The 20647-nt window shown below is 59.7% G+C and carries 22 protein-coding genes; 5 read left to right on the top strand and 17 right to left on the bottom strand.

Annotation, left to right across the window (positions count from 1 at the left end):
- Window positions 1-78 precede the first annotated feature (78 nt).
- The 10 genes from GGQ68_RS04185 to GGQ68_RS04140 all read right to left on the bottom strand — a co-directional run bounded on the left by GGQ68_RS04185 (window position 79) and on the right by GGQ68_RS04140 (window position 9265).
- Window positions 79-1437: a glutamine synthetase family protein gene (locus GGQ68_RS04185; RefSeq protein WP_183963234.1), complete on the bottom strand. Its 1359-nt coding sequence runs from the start codon at window positions 1435-1437 to the stop codon at window positions 79-81.
- Window positions 1434-2117: a type 1 glutamine amidotransferase gene (locus tag GGQ68_RS04180; protein ID WP_183963232.1), complete on the bottom strand. Its 684-nt coding sequence runs from the start codon at window positions 2115-2117 to the stop codon at window positions 1434-1436. The genes GGQ68_RS04185 and GGQ68_RS04180 overlap by 4 nt, the downstream gene beginning before the upstream one ends.
- Before the next feature lie 50 nt (window positions 2118-2167).
- Complete coding sequence (locus GGQ68_RS04175; RefSeq protein WP_183963230.1) at window positions 2168-3514, bottom strand: glutamine synthetase family protein; 1347 nt, start codon at window positions 3512-3514, stop codon at window positions 2168-2170.
- Between the two features lie 418 nt (window positions 3515-3932).
- On the bottom strand, window positions 3933-4739 hold the full coding sequence (locus GGQ68_RS04170; RefSeq protein WP_183963228.1) for an ABC transporter permease: 807 nt from the start codon (window positions 4737-4739) through the stop codon (window positions 3933-3935).
- Between the two features lie 88 nt (window positions 4740-4827).
- Window positions 4828-5658 (bottom strand): ABC transporter permease, encoded by an 831-nt coding sequence (locus GGQ68_RS04165; protein ID WP_246429257.1) that lies wholly within the window; start codon window positions 5656-5658, stop codon window positions 4828-4830.
- 102 nt (window positions 5659-5760) lie between these two features.
- Window positions 5761-6492, bottom strand: a complete 732-nt coding sequence (locus GGQ68_RS04160; RefSeq protein ID WP_183963226.1) for a transporter substrate-binding domain-containing protein — start codon at window positions 6490-6492, stop codon at window positions 5761-5763.
- 55 nt (window positions 6493-6547) lie between these two features.
- Window positions 6548-7333, bottom strand: a complete 786-nt coding sequence (locus GGQ68_RS04155) for an ABC transporter ATP-binding protein (protein ID WP_246429256.1) — start codon at window positions 7331-7333, stop codon at window positions 6548-6550.
- 154 nt (window positions 7334-7487) lie between these two features.
- Window positions 7488-7928, bottom strand: coding sequence for a tellurite resistance TerB family protein (locus GGQ68_RS04150; RefSeq protein ID WP_183963222.1), 441 nt, complete (start codon window positions 7926-7928; stop codon window positions 7488-7490).
- A 56-nt stretch (window positions 7929-7984) separates the two neighbouring features.
- Window positions 7985-8428, bottom strand: coding sequence for a tellurite resistance TerB family protein (locus GGQ68_RS04145; RefSeq protein ID WP_183963220.1), 444 nt, complete (start codon window positions 8426-8428; stop codon window positions 7985-7987).
- Window positions 8429-8479: 51 nt separating this feature from the next.
- Window positions 8480-9265: a 23S rRNA (adenine(2030)-N(6))-methyltransferase RlmJ gene (locus GGQ68_RS04140; RefSeq protein WP_183963218.1), complete on the bottom strand. Its 786-nt coding sequence runs from the start codon at window positions 9263-9265 to the stop codon at window positions 8480-8482.
- A gap of 477 nt (window positions 9266-9742) precedes the next feature.
- Between GGQ68_RS04140 and GGQ68_RS04135 the strand changes: the two genes are divergently transcribed.
- Entirely contained in the window at window positions 9743-10018 is a 276-nt protein-coding gene (locus GGQ68_RS04135; RefSeq protein WP_183963216.1) for a hypothetical protein, read from the top strand.
- 97 nt (window positions 10019-10115) lie between these two features.
- Entirely contained in the window at window positions 10116-10367 is a 252-nt protein-coding gene (locus GGQ68_RS04130; RefSeq protein ID WP_183963214.1) for a hypothetical protein, read from the top strand.
- On the opposite strand, the gene GGQ68_RS04125 is transcribed toward GGQ68_RS04130, so the two are convergent.
- From GGQ68_RS04125 to GGQ68_RS04110, 4 genes are all read right to left on the bottom strand, one after another.
- Window positions 10368-10538: a hypothetical protein gene (locus GGQ68_RS04125; RefSeq protein ID WP_183963212.1), complete on the bottom strand. Its 171-nt coding sequence runs from the start codon at window positions 10536-10538 to the stop codon at window positions 10368-10370. It lies immediately after the preceding gene.
- Between the two features lie 37 nt (window positions 10539-10575).
- Window positions 10576-12219 carry a CTP synthase gene (gene pyrG / locus GGQ68_RS04120; RefSeq protein WP_183963210.1) on the bottom strand — a complete coding sequence of 548 codons (1644 nt, stop codon included), beginning with the start codon at window positions 12217-12219 and terminating at the stop codon, window positions 10576-10578.
- A gap of 276 nt (window positions 12220-12495) precedes the next feature.
- On the bottom strand, window positions 12496-12876 hold the full coding sequence (secG, locus tag GGQ68_RS04115) for a preprotein translocase subunit SecG (protein ID WP_183963208.1): 381 nt from the start codon (window positions 12874-12876) through the stop codon (window positions 12496-12498).
- An 87-nt stretch (window positions 12877-12963) separates the two neighbouring features.
- The gene (locus GGQ68_RS04110) at window positions 12964-13359 is read right to left on the bottom strand and encodes a DUF6524 family protein (RefSeq protein ID WP_183963206.1); all 396 of its coding nucleotides are present in this window, start codon (window positions 13357-13359) and stop codon (window positions 12964-12966) included.
- A 157-nt stretch (window positions 13360-13516) separates the two neighbouring features.
- On the opposite strand from GGQ68_RS04110, the gene GGQ68_RS04105 reads away from it, so the two are divergent.
- Both GGQ68_RS04105 and GGQ68_RS04100 read left to right on the top strand, forming a co-directional pair.
- Window positions 13517-14812, top strand: coding sequence for an adenylosuccinate synthase (locus GGQ68_RS04105; RefSeq protein ID WP_183963204.1), 1296 nt, complete (start codon window positions 13517-13519; stop codon window positions 14810-14812).
- A gap of 16 nt (window positions 14813-14828) precedes the next feature.
- The gene (locus tag GGQ68_RS04100; RefSeq protein WP_183963202.1) at window positions 14829-15077 is read left to right on the top strand and encodes a DUF2842 domain-containing protein; all 249 of its coding nucleotides are present in this window, start codon (window positions 14829-14831) and stop codon (window positions 15075-15077) included.
- A gap of 303 nt (window positions 15078-15380) precedes the next feature.
- On the opposite strand, the gene GGQ68_RS04095 is transcribed toward GGQ68_RS04100, so the two are convergent.
- A complete protein-coding gene (locus tag GGQ68_RS04095; protein ID WP_183963201.1) occupies window positions 15381-17936 on the bottom strand; it encodes a hypothetical protein in 2556 nt (851 codons plus the stop codon).
- A 138-nt stretch (window positions 17937-18074) separates the two neighbouring features.
- Here GGQ68_RS04095 and GGQ68_RS04090 point away from each other — a divergent pair, with 138 nt between their 5' ends.
- On the top strand, window positions 18075-18758 hold the full coding sequence (locus GGQ68_RS04090; RefSeq protein ID WP_183963199.1) for a thiamine diphosphokinase: 684 nt from the start codon (window positions 18075-18077) through the stop codon (window positions 18756-18758).
- Here the strand turns inward: GGQ68_RS04090 and GGQ68_RS04085 are convergent.
- Both GGQ68_RS04085 and GGQ68_RS04080 read right to left on the bottom strand, forming a co-directional pair.
- Entirely contained in the window at window positions 18682-19599 is a 918-nt protein-coding gene (locus GGQ68_RS04085) for a DMT family transporter (RefSeq protein WP_343055868.1), read from the bottom strand. The two genes, GGQ68_RS04090 and GGQ68_RS04085, sit on opposite strands and share 77 nt — an antisense overlap.
- A gap of 85 nt (window positions 19600-19684) precedes the next feature.
- On the bottom strand, window positions 19685-20620 hold the full coding sequence (locus GGQ68_RS04080; protein WP_183963194.1) for an AEC family transporter: 936 nt from the start codon (window positions 20618-20620) through the stop codon (window positions 19685-19687).
- Window positions 20621-20647 lie beyond the last annotated feature (27 nt).

Raw genomic sequence — 20647 nt, 5'->3', positions numbered from 1 at the left:
CCACCAAGGGCGTCAGGGGCAGCTGCGCCCTATCAGGCGAAGCCTTCGAGGTGTGACGCCGTGCGGCGGCCCGGGGGATCAAACGTTGAGTAGCAGGTGCTCCCGCTCCCACGGGGAAATGACCTGCAGGAATTCTTCATATTCGGAACGTTTCACGATCCCGTAGACGCGGCAGAACTCCGGGCCCAGAACTTCGTGCAAATCACGCGCTTCTTCGAATAATTCCAATGCTTGCCCCAGAACCTGAGGGAAGTCACCGTCGCCCTCATATGCATCCCCCCGGAACTCATCCGTGGGCTCAAGCTCTGCCATCAGGCCGAGATACCCACAGGCCAGGGATGCTGCTATTCCCAGGTAAGGGTTGCAATCCATGCCGGCGACGCGGTTCTCCACACGGCGGGCCGCAGGTGGGGCAAGCGGAACGCGAATACCGGTTGTCCGATTGTCGCGTGCCCACTCAAGGTTAATTGGCGCGGCGTGATCTTTCACATAACGGCGATAGCTGTTCACATATGGCGCAAGGACGGCAATCGCAGCAGGCATGTGCCGCTGCATTCCTCCGATGAAATGGCGAAATGCCGGGGTCTCTTCGCCATCGTCATCAGAGAAGATGTTCTTCCCCGTTTTCACATCCAGAATGGAATGGTGGATGTGCATGGCCGAACCAGGCTCATCCGCGATAGGTTTTGCCATGAAGGTTGCAAAACAGTCGTGGCGCAACGCGGCCTCCCGGATCAGACGCTTGAAGTAGAAAACTTCGTCAGCGAGCTTTACCGGGTCACCGTGGCGCAAGTTGATTTCCAACTGGCCGGCGCCACCCTCTTGTGTGATGCCGTCGATCTCGAAACCTTGCGCCTCCGCAAAATCGTAGATGTCGTCGATGACCGGGCCGAATTCGTCCACGGCCGTCATGGAATAGGCCTGACGCGCGGCTGCAGGGCGCCCCGAGCGACCCATCATCGGCTTGATGTCATGCGCCGGGTCAATGTTGCGCGCGACGAGGAAGAATTCCATTTCCGGCGCAACAACGGGCTCCCAACCCTGATCGTGATAGAGCTGCACGACCTTTTTCAGCACATTGCGCGGGGAAAACGGCACAGGCTCGCCATGGCGATCAAACGCATCGTGGATGACCTGAAGCGTCCAGTCGCCGGTCCATGGCGCTGCTGTGGCCGTGCTAAGGTCCGCGCGTAGAATCATATCGCGTTCGATGAAACCGTCTGCGCCCGCAGCTTCGCCCCATTCGCCGGTGATCGTCTGGTAAAAGATCGAGTCCGGCAGATGAAAGTACTCTTGCTTCGCGAATTTGGTCGCAGGCACCGCCTTGCCGCGCGCAATGCCGGGCAGATCGGGAATGATACATTCGACCTCGTCCAGGCGCCGTTCTGAAAGGTAAAGCTTCGCGGCCTCTGGGATGTCGTTGCTGAAATCGCTCATTCGATGGTCCTTTCCCGGAAGAATCGCGCGATCATCGCAGCGATGTCGGCACTGTCCAGAGGGGTGCCAAGTGCGGCCCCGGCTTCGTCCAGCCGCTCATCGGGTACCACACCGGGGCCCCGGGTTTCCAGCAATGCACGTTCGTAGGCATCGTTGAATTCCGGATGTGGCTGCACGCTGAACGCCTTGCCCGGATAATATAGCCCGGCATGGGCACAGAAGTCGTTGCTTGCAATGGTTTGCGCGCCTTCCGGCGGGGTGATGACCTGATCCTGATGGTAGGCGTGGATCACCTTGTCGCCGTCAGGAAATGTGTACCGCTTCGGCCCGACGGACCAGCCGCCGGTGTATTTTTCTACATGTCCGCCGAGGGCCTGGGCGATGATCTGATGCCCGAAGCAGATGCCGACCAAGGGAATCGAGGCGTCAAAAATGTCGCGGATCATGTCGCGCAGCGGCGGAAGGAAGGCATGGTCTTCATAGACGCCAAAGCGTGAGCCGGTGATGAGCCAGCCGTCGGCTTCGTGGATGGTGTCAGGGAACTCGCCGTCCAGCACAGCCCAGGTCTGAAAGTCGAAGCCAAAGGGCGCCAGCATCCGGACGAACATGTCGGGGTAATGTCCGTGCGCCTCGACGAGGTCTTCGGGTACGGGACCGGTTTGTAAAATGCCGATTTTCATGGATCACCATTTGGTTAACCGTAGATCCGGCCCCTCTACGGGGCCGGGGGTCAGACGGTATCGAGGTAGATGTCGGTGCGTTCGCTCTCTGTCAGATCTTCCATGTCACGACATTCCTGACGCTTCATCATGACCATGTTGCGGATCATTTCACGCGGGAAAATGCGCGGCATGATCGTGGAGTTTTCGAACGTATCAATGGCGGTTTCCCAGTCGGTGGGAATGGTGGGCAGTTTTTGCGCATAAGCGTTGCCCGTGATCGGCGGAGGCGGCATCTCGCCGTCCTCGATGCCCACGAGTGCCGCGCCAAGGATCGCTGCCAGCGCCATGTAGGGGTTCACGTCACCGCCGGAGACACGGTGCTCGATGCGGCGGGCCGCCGGACTGCCGGATGGGACACGGATCGCAACCGTGCGGTTCTCATGTGCCCAGCAGATCGCACCGGGCGCGTGGGCACCGGGAACAAAGCGTTCATAGCTGTTCATGTGGGGCGCGTAGATCAGCGTGCTGTCCTTGAGCGCGGCCATGCAACCTGCGATGGCGTGATGCAAAAGCTCGGTGCCTTCGGCGCCGCCATTGTCGAAAACGTTCTCGCCGGCCTCGTTCAACACGCTGAAGTGCGCATGCATGCCGGAGCCTGCATAATCGGCGTAGGGTTTCGCCATGAAGGACGCCGCAAAGCCGTGCTTCCGGGCAAGGCCCTTCACCAACTGCTTGAACAGCCAGGCATCGTCGGCGGCCTTCAGGGTGTCTTCTTGGTGCAGAAGGTTGACCTCGAACTGACCAAGGCCTGCCTCTGAGATCATCGTGTCGGCCGGAATATCCATGGCCTCGCAATAGTCGTAGAGGTCGGTAAAGAACGTATCAAAGGCGTCAAGCGCGCGGATCGACAGGACCTCTGCCATATCGCGGCGCTTGCCGGAACGGGGGGAGACGGGCACGCGCAGGTTTCGCCCCGAGTCGTCGATCAGGTAGAATTCCAACTCTACAGCCGAAACCGGTGTCAGTCCGCGCGCCTTGTAGCGTTGCAGGACATAGTTCAGGGCGTGGCGAGGGTCGCCGTCATAGGGCCGTCCGTCGTCGTGATACATCCACAGTGGAATCAGCGCGGAGGGGGCCTCCAGCCAAGGCATCGGGACAAAGCCGCGCTCGGTCGGGAAGAGGGTGGCATCCCGGTCGCCGCTGTCGAACACAAGGGGGCTGTTTTCAATGTCTTCCCCCCAGATGTCCACCGACAGGGCGGAGAAGGGGAAACGCGTTCCATCGTCAAGCATCTTGATGGCGGAGCGAATTGGCATCCGTTTGCCACGTGCGACACCGTTCAGGTCACAGGCAGCAGCGCGAATGGTGCGGATATGCGGGTTTTCGTGCAGCCAAGAGGCAGCGGGGGCAGGCATGGTGGCCTCGTTCTCGAGATTTGATCAAATTCAGAGATAACGAGAAGAGACCACCGATTGCAAGCTCAGAGCGTGATAAAGGTCACGCAAAGAATAAGAGTGACAAGATTTCAATCGGTACCAAAAAGACGGCAATGCACCCCAAGCAAAGGGTGCGGCGTTTGTGTCTGGGCAGTTCACGGTAGAACTCAGCCCGTTCGAGCATCATGTAGGTGCCCGCGATTAAACCAATTCGCACTATATAAAGACCAAAGATAAACGACGGTATCATCGTGTTTCCTCTATGAGTCTATAATGCGGAAATAGTTGACATATTCAGTGGTTTGCAGGGAGGGGCGAACTCGTACCCGGTGTACACTTTGCGACAAAACCGGGTGATTGGTTAACGCTAGGGCACCCTGTGAGAAAGTGCCGAGATTTAACGCAGTAGAGTTGGTCTGAAGCGAAACCTTGGGCGTGAGGCAACCGGCAAGTGTCGGTTCAAACGGCGGTTCACTGCACCGAAGACACCGATGATGATCAGCGTGACCAGAATGAAATATCCAGCCAGAATAGGGTAGGGCACAAACGGGTTGAAGGTCTTGTCGGCGAAGTAGCTGGCGTAATAAAGCGCGTCGCCCCGTTGCTGCCAGGCCGGAAAGCCTGAGAAGAAGACCAATGTCGTGGAGTGAAAGAGAAAGATCGCCTCGTTCGTATACGCGGGCCATGCCAGTCTCAGCATGGTGGGCCAGGTGATCTTGCGAAACCGGGGCCACCCGGAAATTCCGTAGGCGTCTGCTGCTTCCATATCGCCTTTGGGTACACTCAGAAGCGCGCCGTAGAAAATCTCTCCGGAGTAGGCGGCGGTGTTTAGGAACAGCACGATCAACGCGCCCAGCCATGCGGAGGGGAGCGCGTCAAACACATCCGACACCTGCTTCAGCGACAGGAACGCGAAGTAGGCAAAGAAGAACTGAATAAACAGCGGTGAACCGCGGAAGATGAAGATGAACCATTCCGCCATTTTGCGGAGCACGACGTTGGATGATGCTTTGCCCAGAGCCACGGCCGTCGCAAGAAAGAAGCCAAACAAGAGCGCCACGACGCCAAAGTACACGTTCCAGATCATACCGGAGCCGATCAACGTCACTTGCTGGCACAAAGTGAAATCGTCCCGGGGAAGCAGCCGCTCGCCAAATCCCAATGAGCGAAAGGCATACTCCTGAACCGTTGCCCAACAACTCATGCGCCGTGCCCCCGTTTCTTCGGACGGTCGATGTCGGGACGTGCGGTGTGCAGCGTCGAAAGGACGTGCTGCTGATCTACGGGTTCCATTACGCAGCCTTCCTTTGGGCTTCGCCGCCGGTTGTTGCCTGGCCAAGCGTCAAACGCGCCATGACGCGGCTCAACACCTTTTCGGACACCCATGTGAAGACCAGATAGAACACCAAGAGCGCCGCGAAATACCACATGCGCCAGTCCCCGTGCGGGTAGTCGGTAAACCGTGCGGTTTTCGAGCCGCCCAATTCCTTCGCCCAATAGACAATGTCCTCGACGCCCAGAAGGAACAGCAGCGGGGTGGCCTTGATCAGCACCATCCACAGGTTCGACAGGCCGGGCAGGGCATAGACCCACATCTGCGGCACAAGGATGCGCCAGAAGCTCTGTCGGTGGTTCATCCCGTAGGCTTCGGCGGTCTCCAGCTGGCCACGCGGTACGGCGCGCATGGCGCCGAACAAAACGTTCCCGGCAAAGGCGCCGAAGACAATCGAGAAGGTCAGAACGGCAAGCAGAAAGCCGTAGGTCTCATGAACCCATTGCGCCGCGTTGCCCAATGGCAGCTTGGCCGCCTGGCACACGACAAAGTCGCTGCCCTGACGGATCGGCTGATCCCAGTCGGGGCATTTGACCTCATGACGAATCCATTCGAAGAATTGGTCTAACGCGATCACAAAGAACAGGAAAAACGCGATATCCGGGACCCCTCGCACGATGGCGATGTATCCTTTGCCGAGCCAGGACAGCGGTGCAAATCGCGCCCGTGCCGCCATGGCTGCGGCAAATCCAAATCCCAGCGCCACCGGTGCTGTGATCGCAAGCAGCAGCAACACGGTCCCGAAAGAGGCGTAAAAGGCCATGTGCTTGCCCGTGGTCAGATAGCACAACAGCCAGCTCAGACCTTCTAGGGTCGATGGGTCAGCACAGGTGAAGATGGTCGGTCTCCTGAAAGATGCGCCCCGGCGCGACGGTCGGGGCGCAGGCGAGCTTTAGAATGCCGGGCTGTCTTCGCCCAGATACTCTGCAATCATCTCGTTCAGCGTGCCGTCGTCCTTCATGGACTGGATCGCTGCATCGAATTTCGCACGCATTTCCGGGTCGCTTTTGCGGAAGGCCATGCCGATGCCACCGCCGAGCGGGACGTCGTCACCGATGAACATGATCTCACCGCTGGATCCCTCGACGACGGGAAGCAGGTAATCCTTGTCGGAGAGGACGGCATCCGCCTCACCCGCCCGCATCGCTGCGACGGTTTCATCAGGCGTCGGGTATTCCAGCAGCGTCGCGCCATCCATGCCGGTCACATGCGCGGCCTGAATAGTGCCGGTCTGCGCCGCGATCACGGAACCAGAGAGGTCCACATCGCCCATGGCAACGAAAGCCGACGGGGAAGGAGGCGTGTAGTTCTGAGTGAACGCAACCACTTCCTCACGCTCGGGCGTGATGGACATCGCTGCGATGATGGCATCGTAGTTGCCGGAAACGAGGTTCGGAATGATCGAATCCCAATCGTTTGTGACCCACTCGCAGGTCATCTCGGCACGCGCGCAAAGCTCATCCCCCAGAACCCGCTCAAAACCGTCGACTTCGCCTGCGTCGTTGATGAAGTTGTACGGAGGGTAGGCGCCTTCGGTGCCCAGACGGACAACTGAATGGCTTTCGGCAAAGGCGGCTCCGGCCACCATCGCCAGCGCAGCGGTTCCGATCAGTAGTTTTTTCATTTTTAGCTCCCTTAGTGGTGGGCCTGAGGCCCGGTCGGTGCGGTCTAACGCCGCCTCAATCGTGAACGGTGGACATGAGAAAGCCCTGAAGCCGCTCGGATTTCGGTGCACCAAAAAGCGTTTCTGGCGGCCCCTCTTCTTCGATCATGCCCTTGTGCAGAAAAACAACATGATCGCTGACGTCGCGGGCCATCTTCATGTCATGGGTGACGATGATCATGGTGCGGCCTTCTTCGGCCAACGCCTTGATGACCTTGACCACTTCTTGCTCCAATTCCGGATCAAGCGCACTGGTAGGTTCGTCGAAAAGCAGCGCCTCTGGCTCCATGCACAGGCCGCGTGCAATGGCGGCGCGCTGTTGCTGGCCGCCAGACAATTGCGCCGGGTAGGCATCGCATTTGTCGCCAATGCCGACCTTGGCGAGGTATCCGCGCGCGGCCTTCTCGACCTCTGCCCGCTCGCGTTTGAGCACGGTCAGCGGCGCCTCCATTACGTTTTGCAGGATCGTCATATGAGCCCACAGATTGAACTGCTGGAAAACCATGGACAAGTTGGTGCGAATGCGCAGGACCTGCTTTGGATCCGAGGGCCGACGATGGTGGCCCTCGCCACGCCATGTGACCGGTTCGCCCTTGAACAGAATCTCGCCCTGTTGACTGTCTTCAAGCAGGTTGCAGCATCGCAGCAGCGTGGATTTGCCTGATCCCGATGATCCTATGAGGGAAATCACATGTCCACGTGGCGCGCTGATATCGACGCCTTTCAGCACCTCCAGTGCGCCATAGGCTTTGTGAAGGTTGCGGATCTGTATGACGGGCGTGTCTGTGGCAGCGTCGGTCAAGGTTGCCTCTGGCGATGGAATTTCAGGCATCAGACGCCTAATTCCTGATCTTTTGCAAGAGCTTTGCCAAACTTTTGTGGCGCTAACGTCCCGTCATGCGGGTGATGCATTTGCGTTGAGCAGATCGGTGTTCGACCTGCTCTCCCGTGGCGTGTTATGTGGCCTTCTCGACGCGCTGCCGGGCGAGCGCGCTGTCCACATCATTTACGCCCAGAAGGTTCGAAACGAGACGCAACAGCGCGTCTTCGCGTTCGTCGCGCTCATGATCGGCCAGAACGACAGTCCAAAGCGCCTCGATCACGGCGATCCGGTCATCGTAGGGAACAGCGTCCTTTATGGCGCGGGTAAAGCGAACGGTATCCGGGGCCTCGGTTTCCAACTGCTCGGCGTGGCTGCGCAATTCGTTCGTTTCGGTTTCGTCGAGACCGTAGCGCGTGGCGATGATCCGATCGATACGCCGCACTTCTGCCGGCTCGTATTGCCCATCGGCGCGGGCAACGCGCACCAGAAGCGCTGTGAGGGCAAGACGTGCGTCTCCATCCGGCATTTGCTCGGGCTGGGGCGCGGTGAGGCGGCGGAGGAAATCAGCAAACATGAGGAGGTTATAGTCTCGTCTTCGACCGTGCCAAGGGCACAGATTCGTGTGGAACGTCAGGAGATCACTGCGGAGGCGCGTGCGGCTTCGGAATCCATGCTCTCAACACTGAGGTGGTTTTCGATCAAGTCGATCAGCGCCTCTTCTTGTTGATCAGTGATGCCGTCCGCCAAGGCGACCTTCCACATGGCCTGTGCGGCTTCTAGGCGGTGCGCGTAATCGACGTGCTCTCGAATCAAGTCGGCCAGTTCTTCACTTTCGCCGGCACTTTCTGACAGCCGCTCGCACATGGCGCGCATCTTGGCGGCCTCGACAGGATTGATGTCGTTCCACTCGGCGAGGATCCGGTCGATCTGCTCAATTTCCTCGAAAAGGTAGGCGCGGTCGATCTGCGCAACGCGCACCAAAAGCGTGCCAAGGGCGTGCTTGGCATCCATCGCGGGCAAAGGGGCTTGCTTGGGAGCCTTGTTGGCAAAGAAGTGGGTCAGGCGTTCAAACATGGGGTCCCCCGTCTGTGTGATGCTATCGTAAAAGTAACGGGGGCCGGGCGGTCAGGGTTTCAGCTTTGAAAACAAGGTTTTCGTGAGGTGTTGCAGTTCCGCCTCCAGCCCCCAGGGCGGATTGACCGTGAACAAGCCGGAGCCGATCATGCGATGCCCGTCCCGCGCGGGCGGGAAGTGAACCTCGTGCCGCAAGCCGTCCGGGTGATCCTGCTCCAAGCTGCGAAGCATGGGCAGATGCGGTGCATCGGTCAGGATCGGATACCAGATCATGATAATGCCGACGTTCCATTTCTTTGCCAACGTCTGCACGGTCTTGGGCAAAGTGGTATAATCTGACTTCACCTCCCAGCTCGGGTCAATCAGGCATAGGCCGCGGCGCGGGTCCGGTGGGGTCAGCGAGACCGCCAGTTCGTAGCCGTCCTGCTGATGTACGTGCGTATTTCTCGCCCGGATGGTTTGACGCAGGGCCGCGTGTTCCTGCGGGTGCAGTTCAGCAAGATGCAAACTGTCCGTGTCTCGCAACAGGTGGCGCGCGATGAGCGGCGAGCCAGGATACGCGTTCGGGCCATGCTCTGCGCGGATTGCCTCGATGGTCTGCCGATAAGGATTTTCTGTCGGCAAACGATCAAGGATCTTTGTAATTCCCTGCGCAGCCTCGCCCGTCTTTTGCGCCTCGGCCCCTGACAGATCGTACAACGCGCGGCCTGCGTGCGTCTCGATATAAGAGAGGGGCTTTGGCTTTCGCGTCAGATAAGCCAACGCGGAAGCGAGCGCGGCGTGCTTGTGTACGTCGGCGAGGTTCCCGGCGTGGAAGGCGTGTTGATAGCTTAACATACCCCCTGCGTAAGCTGCTGAGATACGGCGGGCAAGAGCCGCTATCGCGCCGCGAGTTTTACGGCTCCTAAACAAGGCTAAACCCGTTGGAAGGCCCGGACCGACCGGGGCGTTTTGGGGAAACCGGTCAGATGAAAACAAACTGAAGGCAGCGCCGTCCCCTGAACGCCTAGAGACCGGTATGGTTGTGGTGATTCTATGGCGTCTGCCCGATTCGCGCCATAATTGAGGGGGCAAAAGCACACCGCATTGCGGTTGAGTGAGGGCATTAATGCAATTTTAAGAGTTTAAATTTGCCCAAGTGTCGCCTGCGCGACAGACGTTTGCGCCATAAAAATAAGTGCTTTTGGCATTCATCACCAGGGCAACCCGACATTTTTGCAACCGGAGACTTGCTTTATACGTGTGTGCAATGCCGCGTTTTCGCCTGCATAATCAGTCAGGATTAAGAAAATGAGGACACCGAGGTACCATCAAATGCTCAGGAAAATCACCGATATTGCGCTAACAGCGTCCTTGGTTATGGGCTTTACCGCTAGCGCGGCATCGGCGTTGAACCGCCATCAAATGCATGAGATGGGTGCTTTCCTTATCAACTCTGCCGGGTATGCCTGCGAGGGTGTCAACGCGATGGCGCCGGCGGAAGCGGATCATGTCTACAAGGTTCGCTGCGGCGCTGTGTCCTTGGGTAACCGTTTCAGCATCAACGCCCGCACGGGTGAGGTTTGGAAGGTGACCGTGGGTCCGCAATGAAAGCTTTCTGCCTCCGGTAGAACCGCGAGCATCAAGCCAAGAGTGTTTTAAAGAGTGGCGACTGTGTCTGACCAAAACTGTAACGGAAGACGAAGCCATGAACTCCGACAAAACAATGTCGCCAACGACGTTTTGGCCGACTGACTTAACAAGCCCTACGATGGTGTTCCCGGACGAGTCGGCAAGAGCGCTGGCAGTCTGGAAGAAGCAGCGCCTTGCATCCGATCGCATGGTGTCGATCCATCACGAACCCGAGGCTGAGTCTCCCTCGGGCGGTCTTGGTGTGATCTGCTGGGTGTTTGGAAGTGCGGTCCTTATGACCGTTTCCCTGGTCTGGCTGATCTTCTGATCAAAGGGCGGCATGCTGTCGCCTTTTGAGCAAGGTCGCCACCAGAAGTGCGAACCGTGCGGGCCATTCCTCCCGAACGCCTTGAGCCGCCTGAGCATCTTCGCAGCAATTGATCCGAGTTTCTGAAATATAAAAATCGACCTGAGGGGCGCTCAGGTCGATTTTTTGCATTTGTCTTCTTAGACCGGAGATCCCCCGATCAGGGGGATCAGAACAGCCGGCTGACTTCCTTGGCTGCGCGTACAAAGTCGCGGAACAGCGGGTGCGGCGCGAAGGGTTTGGATTTCAACTCCGGGTGAAACTGAACGCCGATGAACCACGGGTGGTCCGGCCATTCAACGATTTCCGGCAGTTTGCCATCGGGTGACATGCCGGAAAACACCAGCCCCGCCTTTTCGAGCTGATCCTTGTACTTGGTGTCGACCTCGTAGCGGTGGCGGTGGCGTTCGTCGATCGTGGTCTTGCCGTAGATCTGCGCCACGCGGGAGCCTTCGGTCAGGGTCGCATCGTAGGCGCCCAGACGCATGGTTCCACCTTTGGCGTCGTCCGGGCGGCGATTAACCTTTTCATTGCCCTGTACCCACTCTTTGAGGTGGTAGACGACAGGCTCGAAGCGGCGCTCGCCGGATTCGTGGTCGAACTCCTCGGAACCGGCTTTCTTGACGCCTGCCACGTTGCGCGCTGCTTCGATCACAGCCATCTGCATGCCGAGGCAAATGCCGAGGTAGGGGATCTTGTGCGTGCGGGCGTATTCCGCGGCTTTTATCTTGCCTTCGGTGCCGCGTTCGCCAAAGCCGCCCGGCACCAGAATGGCATCGTATTTTTCAAGATGGGGGGCCGGATCTTCGCGGTCGAAAAGTTCGGCGTCGACCCATTCGACTTTTACCTTCACGCGGTTGTAGATGCCGCCGTGTGTCAGCGCCTCGGCAATGGATTTGTAGGCGTCTTCAAGCTGGGTGTATTTGCCGACGATGGCGACAGTGACTTCGCCCTCTGGATTGAAGATACGGTCAGACACGTCTTCCCACTTGGACAGGTTCGGACGTGGCGCAGGCGTGATGCCAAAGGTGTCGAGAACGGCCTGGTCCATCCCCTCGCGGTGATAGGCGATGGGGGCCTCGTAGATGGATTTCAGATCCTGCGCCGCGATCACGCTGTCGGGCCGGACGTTGCAGAAAAGCGCGAGCTTTTCGCGTTCCTTCTGGGGGATCGGACCTTCGGAGCGGCAGACGAGGATGTCGGGGGCAAGACCGATGGAGCGCAATTCCTTGACGGAGTGTTGCGTCGGTTTGGTCTTCAGCTCGCCAGACGCCTTGATCCACGGCAGCAGCGTCAGGTGCATGAACAAACACTGGCCGCGCGGTTTGTCCTGCGAAAACTGCCGGATGGCCTCGAAGAAGGGGAGGCCCTCGATGTCGCCGACAGTGCCGCCGATCTCGCAGAGCATGAAGTCGACCTCATCCTCGCCAATGGAGATGAAGTCCTTGATCTCGTTGGTGACGTGCGGAATCACCTGAATGGTCTTGCCAAGGTAGTCGCCGCGGCGCTCTTTCTCCAGGACGTTGGTGTAGATGCGTCCCGAGGAAATGGAATCGGTGCGCCGCGCGGGCACGCCGGTAAAGCGTTCGTAGTGGCCAAGGTCGAGGTCGGTCTCCGCGCCGTCGTCGGTCACAAAGACCTCGCCGTGCTCGAAGGGCGACATCGTGCCCGGGTCGACGTTCAGGTAGGGGTCGAGTTTGCGTAGGCGGACGGAATAGCCCCGTGCCTGAAGCAGCGCGCCAAGCGCGGCGGAGGCCAAGCCCTTGCCGAGCGAAGAGACCACACCACCGGTGATGAAGATGAATCGCGCCATCTGGGAACCCCGTGTTCTTGCCTGTCGATTGATGCCCAAGCGGGCGAGCGCGCCGCCGGACAGCGGGGCTTGTACCGCATGTGTCACCGGCTGCAACACGGGATTTAGCTAATAGCGGATTCGAGCCATAAAGTCCAGATCAACGCTAAATCATGTGGGAAAGGGGGCGCCGATAAGCAAGGGATTGTAAGTATTTCGGCATTCCAGCCTTGACGCCAGACATGAAAAAGGCGGCCAATTCAAGCCGCCTTTCAGGAATGCTGTGCCGAGGTCGGTTTAGTCTGCGCGAGGCGTCAGCGGGGCTGTTGAGCCGTCTGCGGAGGGCGGGGGCAACATGCTGTCCATATCAAGATCCGCGCCCGGAACGGTCGGTGCGGCGTCATCGGAGGACTGCGAGCCCAGCGGCGCAAGACGATCGAGGATCGATGAGCCTGCGGAATTCTGTGCGGCGAAGATCGTCAGCGTGATGGAGGTGACGATGAAGGCGCCAGCGAGCATCCACGTGAATTTCGCCAGCGGCGAAGTCGCTGGGCGAGATCCGGCCGGGCCGCCACCGCCGCCCATACCAAGGCCTCCGCCTTCGTTGCGCTGAAGCAGCACGACCCCGATCAGGCCGAGGGCAAGGAGAAGATGGATGATTAGTACGACGTTCTGCATGTGGCCTGCACGATCATTGCGGAGTTCGCGGCTATGTAGGGGATGCGTGCCGGAGACGCAAGGCGCATTGCGGTCGCAAGGGATGCGTTACTCCTCGACGTCGTCGGTGTCCACTTGCCCGGAGATCGCGCGGCGAATGATCGACCAGCTCATGCCGATGCCCAAAACCAGAGAGCCTGCAAGGATGGCCACCCATGTGGCAAGGCCCGGGTCCGAGATGGAAATCAGGCCAAAGTCGCTTGCAACCCATAACAGCGCCCCGAAGAGCGCGAGCACGAAAATAACCCCGCCCGGCCCGATGCTCCTGAATGTTGCGCGCAGATAGATGACATATCCGGCGAGCAGGAGCAGCCCGACCAATGTCACCACAGAGGGTGTCTGCCCCCAGTAGGCTTGTGCGCCGCGGACGTAGTTCCAATCCGTCGGATTATATGTCGCGGCCAGCAGCAAAAAGGCGAACAGCCAGCGTAGAAAAAAGGACATTGGAGCTTCCTCGACTTGATCGCGCCTATAGGTGGGGGATGCGCGGCGCGCTGTAAAGGCCACCGTCCGTGGCGGTTCGCGCGATTTTGAGGTTTCGCTATGCCACTTGCGCCTTTATACGGGCGCGGGTTTGAGATCACCGAAAGGACTCAGAAATATGGCAAACGTCGTGGTTGTCGGCGCCCAGTGGGGCGACGAAGGCAAGGGCAAGATCGTGGACTGGCTGTCGGAGCGTGCCGACGTCATCTGTCGATTCCAAGGCGGTCACAACGCAGGCCATACGCTGGTGATCGACGGCAAGGTCTACAAGCTGCACGCGCTGCCATCCGGCGTCGTGCGTGGTGGCAAGCTGTCCGTGATCGGCAATGGCGTGGTGCTGGACCCTTGGCACCTGATGAACGAGATAGAGACAGTGCGCGCTCAAGGTGTTGAAATCACGCCTGAAACGCTGATGATCGCTGAGAACACGCCGCTGATCCTGCCGATCCATGGTGAGCTCGACCGGGCGCGCGAAGAAGCGGCCAGCAAAGGCACCAAAATCGGCACCACAGGTCGCGGCATCGGCCCGGCCTACGAGGATAAGGTGGGACGCCGTGCGGTGCGCGTGGCCGATCTTGCCGATCCGGCGACGCTGGAGGCACGTGTGGATCGCGCGTTGCAGCACCACGATCCGCTGCGCCGTGGGCTGGGTATCGAGCCCGTGGACCGTGACGCGCTGCTGGCGGCGCTGCGCGACATCGCAGAAAAAGTCCTGCCCTATGCCGCGCCGGTCTGGAAGGTGCTGAACGAAAAGCGCAAGGCGGGCTCACGTATCCTGTTCGAAGGGGCGCAAGGGGCTTTGCTGGACATCGACTTTGGCACCTATCCCTTTGTGACCTCGTCCAACGTGATCGCAGGGCAGGCGGCGACCGGAACAGGGATCGGCCCGGGATCGATCGACTATGTTCTGGGCATCGTGAAAGCCTACACAACCCGCGTTGGCGAAGGTCCTTTTCCGACCGAGCTGGACGACGATGACGGTCAGCGTCTTGGTGAACGTGGCCATGAATTCGGCACCACGACGGGCCGCAAACGTCGCTGCGGCTGGTTTGACGCAGCGCTTGTGCGTCAGACCTGTGCGACCTCTGGCGTCAACGGTATCTCCCTGACAAAGCTGGATGTTCTCGATGGCTTCGAGACCCTGAAGATCTGCGTAGGCTATGAGCTGGACGGCAAGACGATGGACTACTTGCCATTCGCCTCTGAAGAGCAGGCGCGCTGCACGCCGATCTACGAAGAGATGGAGGGCTGGTCTGAGTCGACCGAAGGGGCGCGCTCTTGGGCCGATTTGCCGGGCGCTGCGGTGAAGTATGTGCGCCGTGTCGAAGAGTTGATCGGTTGCCCGGTGGCGCTACTGTCCACCTCTCCCGAACGGGACGACACAATCCTTGTGACGGACCCGTTTGCCGACTGACCCGCAGGAGGGACGCATGGAACTGTCGTACAAGGCACGGCGGCGCTGGTCGCTGGTTCTGCTGATCTTTGGCCTGCCGGCCTATATTGCAGCGGTCTGGTTCCTGTTGAGCCTGTTTGATCGCCCGCCGTTGTGGTTGGAGTTCATCATTTACGTGGCGCTCGGCGTGGTCTGGGCGCTGCCGTTCAAGTTCGTCTTCAAGGGCGTGGGACAGGCAGACCCGGACGCGGATCCGGTCGAGTTTGAAGATGACGGATTGAAGTAGCAGAACGGCCTTCCCGGTTGGGAGGGCCGTTTTTCGTTGAGGTCAGCCATCGTACTTACCGGATGGACTGCGATGGCCGTCGGGCTTCCTGCGTCACTTTAAAGGCCAGTGCCGCCGCCCCTCTGCCAAACATCGCGGTCTGGTCGGAGCTCATCTGTCTGCTTAGCTCGCCTTTGGCCGCGGCGTATTTGCCAAAGTCTCCTGATCGCCAAAGGCATGTGTCTGTCGCATGGGGCATTTTACGCCCGGATGCGGAAACGGCGCCCCGATGGGGCGCCGTTTGGATGTCTTCTAGGCAGCTGTTTACCCGGCAGCGCGGTCCGGTTTGAAGCTGATCCGGTCAGAGGCGGTAAAGCGACCTCCTGCGGTCTTCTTGATCTTACCTTCGCGAAGAAGTTGACCAAAGCTGCGCAGGCGATCCTCGCGAGAGGATTCCTGGGCTTCGGCAAGGCGCACCGTCGACATCAGTTGCGGACGCGAGAACTGATCGCGGCCCTCTACATACGCCATGTAGGCTGCCGCCGCTTCGAGCAATTCAGGCAGTTCGGTGGCACCGACTTGTTCCGCATAAGCGACGAAGCCGTCGCTGTCGCTGGTGGACCCGGTTTCGTGGGAGTCCACGTCTGCCACACGCTGCACCCGGCGCGGACGCACCGGAACTGTGCGTGGCAGGTCTGAGGACACAGATGCCTTTCGCGCGGTTTCGTCTTCGACGCGCTGTTCCGCTACGAGCTTCAGCGGGGCAGGGCGCGATGCCTGCTCGACCGGGCGTTCCGTCCTTGCCGCAGGCGCGGATTGCGGACGACGCGGGCGCACCACATTGGCGAGGTCCTCGCGGTAAGGCTCCTGAACCTCCGCCGCATCAGCGCGTCGGCCGAGCAGCCGGTCCGCCTTGGTCGCGGCAACGGCGGCGCGCAGATGAGCGATTGCGGTACGGCGACGGTTGCCTTCGGGCTCTTCCATTTCCGTATCGGTCTGCTCCATCAGGCGCGAGGTATCGTCGTCCTTCACCTCGCGTTCCGTCAGCATCACGCGAGCAGGGCTGGCCATCTTAACAGTCTTGCGAGCGGAGTCGCGGATCATCTCCTCAAGACCGTCCTCCGTCTTGTCCGCTGCGCGGTCGGGTGTGCCCAGGGAGCCGGCCATTCGGGCATCGATGGCATCGAGGTCGGCGGGCCAGCGCATACGCGCGTCGTCGTCCTCATCCTCCTCAGACCCGGTGTCGGTTGCCGACACAAGTGGGTTGTCGAGGCGAAATGGCCCAGTTTCGACCGACTGACCGTCCTCTTCGTCATCATCCTCGTAATAAGAGGCTTCGTCATCCCAGCCCTCAGCGCGGATTGGAGTGTCGTCGTCAGTTGTCTCTTCGTCGAAACGGGCATGGAGCCTGCGGGTGGCATCCTCGTCGTCCTCGTCTTCATCCCAATCGTCGAATTCACCGCTCAGCTCTGCCTTGACGGCCGCGAGTTCGCGGGCGAGTTCGTCTTCTTCCTCAGGCGACAGGGTGCTCTCGTCGGACATGGGCACCGGCGAGGCTCCGGCCCTGTCGGCAGAGGCATCGGCGGCCTCGGTCTCCTCCTCAGTGTCGATCTCTTCCAGTGCGCCCTGTTCAACCGCGCGCTGGAAATCAGCTCGTTTTACCTTGACCACCCGCGCTCGGAGCGGAGCTTGCGCGGGCTCGGGCGCCTCAGGTGTCTTGTCTTCCTCTGGCACGTTCGGAAAGTCCGCTGCCTCTATAGCATCCTCAACGTGGCCCGTCGTTTCTTCGGCGATATCCCAGGCGTCGAAGTTGTTGTCGTCCGCCGCGGTGGGGGCTTCGAAAATCTCGTCGGCGGTGCTTTCGACATTGGTTTGCAAAATTTCCGGCTCGGCGGGGTGTGGCCCCGCCGTAGTGTCTCCCATCAGGCTCGCGATGCTGTCTGCAAGGACGCGGTCCTCGTCCCATTCAGGGGCTTCGGCTTCCCTGGTCAGGGCGGTCGTTGGAGTGTCGTCAGTCTCTGGCGCCCGGTCGTTGTCGAATTCGCCAAGCAGCGCGGTCAGAGCGTCGTCATCCTCTTCTTCGCCGGGGATATCATCGTCAGCGATAATCAAACTCGTTTCTGCACGGACCGGCATCTCGGCGGTTGCGATGAACGCAGGATCGACTTCGTCGGTCTCATCAGCGTCATAGCCGTCTTCGATGTTTGCCTCTTGCGCGTCATTGCTGGCAACGACGGCGCGGATGCGGTCGAGTTTGGCGGCCACGCTTTCAGAAGTGGAGGGCCGCGGAGCAGGCGCGGTGACCTCCGCGGTGGCGGCAGCCACCGTATCGGCAATAAAGGAGTCGTCAGATGTTTCGGCCGCATCAGGCTGATATGCAGCCCGCGCCCCCGTGTCGTCCGCCTGCGGAAGGGGCGTTTCAACAACGGTTTTCGGCGCTTCATCGACGATGGCAGTGGGAACTTCGGGCAGCGGAGCCTCCGCTGTGTCGAGCGGGATTTCGGTCAGAACGGCGGTTGCCTCAATTGTGTCATCGTCGGGCAGCGTATCTGTGGGCGGCTCGGGGTCGGCTGCGCGCCGGGTCGGTCCCGCCGCAAGTGCCGCGCTGAGTGCGCTGGACGAGGCCGCCTTGATGGGGGAGCCAAGCGTGAGCTTGCCCTCGCCATGCTCCGATGATTGGGCAAGCTGGGCGCGCATCATTTCCGTCGCCATCTCGGAATCGAACTGCGGAGGCTCTGCGCCAAAGAAACGGTCATTGCCGACCACACCTCGGAAGAAATGTGTTGTTTCCTTGACCACCGCGAGCGGATCTTCAAACCCTTCCGCCGTACAGGAGAAGGTGCCGTAGGAGACGGTCAGGATCTTGCTCGAACTCACCATGTGCTGTTCACTTTCGTTCGTTATGCAATAGTGTGTTTACCATGATCATCGGGACCAAAGCTGAACGAATCTGTGCCCACAAGGGTATCATTTTGTGACTTGATTGTGGTCTGTTTCTCGAATTGCCATTAATCTGCCATGAACGTTAAAATTGTTGAAACAACGGCGCAGGTCGTTTTGGTGGGCGGCGGTGCCTTGCAGGACAAAGTTCTGCGAGAAGTTTTGCAGCATGCAAAGGTTGTCGTGGCCGCAGATGGCGGAGCGAACCCTGTGTTGTCGGCGGGGCGGATGCCTGACGCGGTCTTTGGCGATATGGATTCGCTTTCAGATGACGTGAAGGCGCAGCTTGCGCCTGGCGTTCTGCGCCAGGTGGCAGAGCAAGAGTCGACAGATTTCGACAAATGTTTGCGCCACATAAAAGCGCCGCTGGTCATAGGCTATGGGTTCCTCGGACGCCGGTTGGATCACCAGCTGGCCGCAATGAATGTACTGGTGCGGCGACCGGAGACGCGCTGCGTCTTGGTGGGGAAATATGATGTGGTCTGTCATTGCCCGCCCAATATCGTGCTGGATCTGCCCATCGGGTCGCGGTTTTCGCTTTTTCCCATGCGGCGGGTTACAGCGCGGTCAGAGGGGTTGCGCTGGCCTTTGGACGGGATCTCCTTTGCCCCCGGTGGGGTGACGGGCACCTCTAACGAAGTTTCAGGCCCTGTGCGCCTTGAATTCGAAGCGACAGGGATGCTGCTTATTCTGCCGGCGGAGCACCTGGATGCACTGGTTTCGTCATTAGAGAACGCGCCGCACTGGCCCGTTCCCGCATGACGATATAAAGGCCGCTGCCAATGGTCACTGCGATGCCGCAACTGGCGAGCGGGCCGGGAGCTTCGCGCCAGATCAGCCAGCCAATCAGGGTCGCAACGGGAATTTCGAGATATTGCATCGGCGCAAGCGTGCTTGTCGGGGCGTATTTGAGGGCCCAGGACATCATCAGGTGCGCCGTTGTTCCGACGATCCCCATAAGAACAATCAAGAGCCAGATATGCAAGGTGGGCGAAATCCACGACATTTCCTGCACGGAAACGGGCGTCAATGCCATGACGGGAACCAGCAGGGCCAAGGCGATCGGACCGGCGACGGCGTGTTGTGCGATTGGGTCTAGTCGGACCCCGAGCTTGCGGCTGAGCAGCATATACAAGGTGAAGACAAAGGCGACGAGCAATGGAAGCAAGGCCGGTGCGCCGACCTCGGCAAATGCGGGTTGAACGACCATCAGCGTGCCGCCAAAGCCTATGGCACAGGCAGCCAGGCGTTGCGGACCCACGTGCTCTTTCAGAAACACATGACCAAGAAGCAGCGCCATGAAGGGCATGACGAAAGCGATGGCGATGGCATCGGCGATGGGCAGGTAGAGCAGCGCGGTGACCATCAGCATGATGCCAGAGATGTGGCAGAGCGTTCGCGCAAGCAAAAGAACAAACGTCCCAAGCGACATACTCCATGATCGCCCCAGAACTAGGCTGAGCGGCACAAGGATCAGCGTCTGGGCGGCGAACCTCAGGGTTGTGATCTGACCAACCGAGATATGCGCGCCCAACAGCTTTGCCAAAGCGTCACCAAGAGGGGCGCACAGGCAAACGGCCAGCATCAATGAAATGCCCAACATGGGACGGTCGGCATGGGTCATGCGCCGGACGATACGGCCCGTGGCGCGTATCGTCCAGTGGCCGACGCGGCTGACCGCATAAGTCCTAGGGGAGGAGTGACAGCCAAACCCAGGCGGTCAGCAAGGACAAGCTTGTAGCGATCAAAACGCCTGAGGCTGCGACCCGCCGCGCGCGCCCGTACATGTTGGCAAAGACATAGGTGTTGATCCCTGGCGCCATCGCAGCCGTCAGTACGGCGGAGCGTTTTGCCTCGGTCGACAGTCCCGTCAGGGTGCCCAGCGTAAAGGTGATCGCCGGGTGCAACAGCAAGGACACCGCACAGATAAATGCGATGACACGGAAATCGCCCTCCGGCTTGTAGCGGTAGAGCACGCCCCCCATGCCGAACAAAGCCGCCGGCAAGGCGGAGCGGATCATCAGATCGAGCGCGTCGGTGATGACAGCAGGCAGCTTCGCATCGGTCAAATTGGCCATCACGCCCAACGAGATGCCGATCACCAGTGCGTTGCGAAACATGGCTTTGAGCACCCTTGCGGGCACTTGTGCGCCTGGCAGCTTATCCCGCCCGGCGCGATAGACCTCCATCGTCGTAATCCCGATGCCGTAGCAAATCGGCGAATGCAGGGCGATGATGACATAGTTGGCTTGAAGGGCCCCTTCGCCGTAGGCGCGTTCGGTTAATGGCAGGCCCAGCATGACCGAGTTCGCAAACAGGCAGCAAAAGCCTATGGCAATGGCGTCTTCCCAATCGCGCCGAAACAGAAAACGTCCGCCAAGCAGACCTACGGTGAAACCTGTCACCGACCCGGTGTAGAACGAGACAATCAGCCATGGGTTGAAATCCGGCCCGAGGTCAAGCTGCCAGATGCCCCGAAACAGCAGGCACGGAATGGCAAAGTTCTGGGTGAATTTCATCAGCCCGTCGACCGCACTCTCGCCGAAGCCCCCCTTCCACGCGGCGAGATATCCCGCCCCGATAAGGAGGAAGACGGGAAGAATGACATCAAGGAGCGCTTGCATCAGGAGGGCCTAGGGTCGAAGGGCACA

Source organism: Sagittula marina, assembly GCF_014196795.1.
Classification (GTDB): Bacteria; Pseudomonadota; Alphaproteobacteria; order Rhodobacterales; family Rhodobacteraceae; genus Sagittula; species Sagittula marina.
Note: the sequence above shows the minus strand (reverse complement) of the source record. Positions and strands in the feature narration are given on the sequence as shown.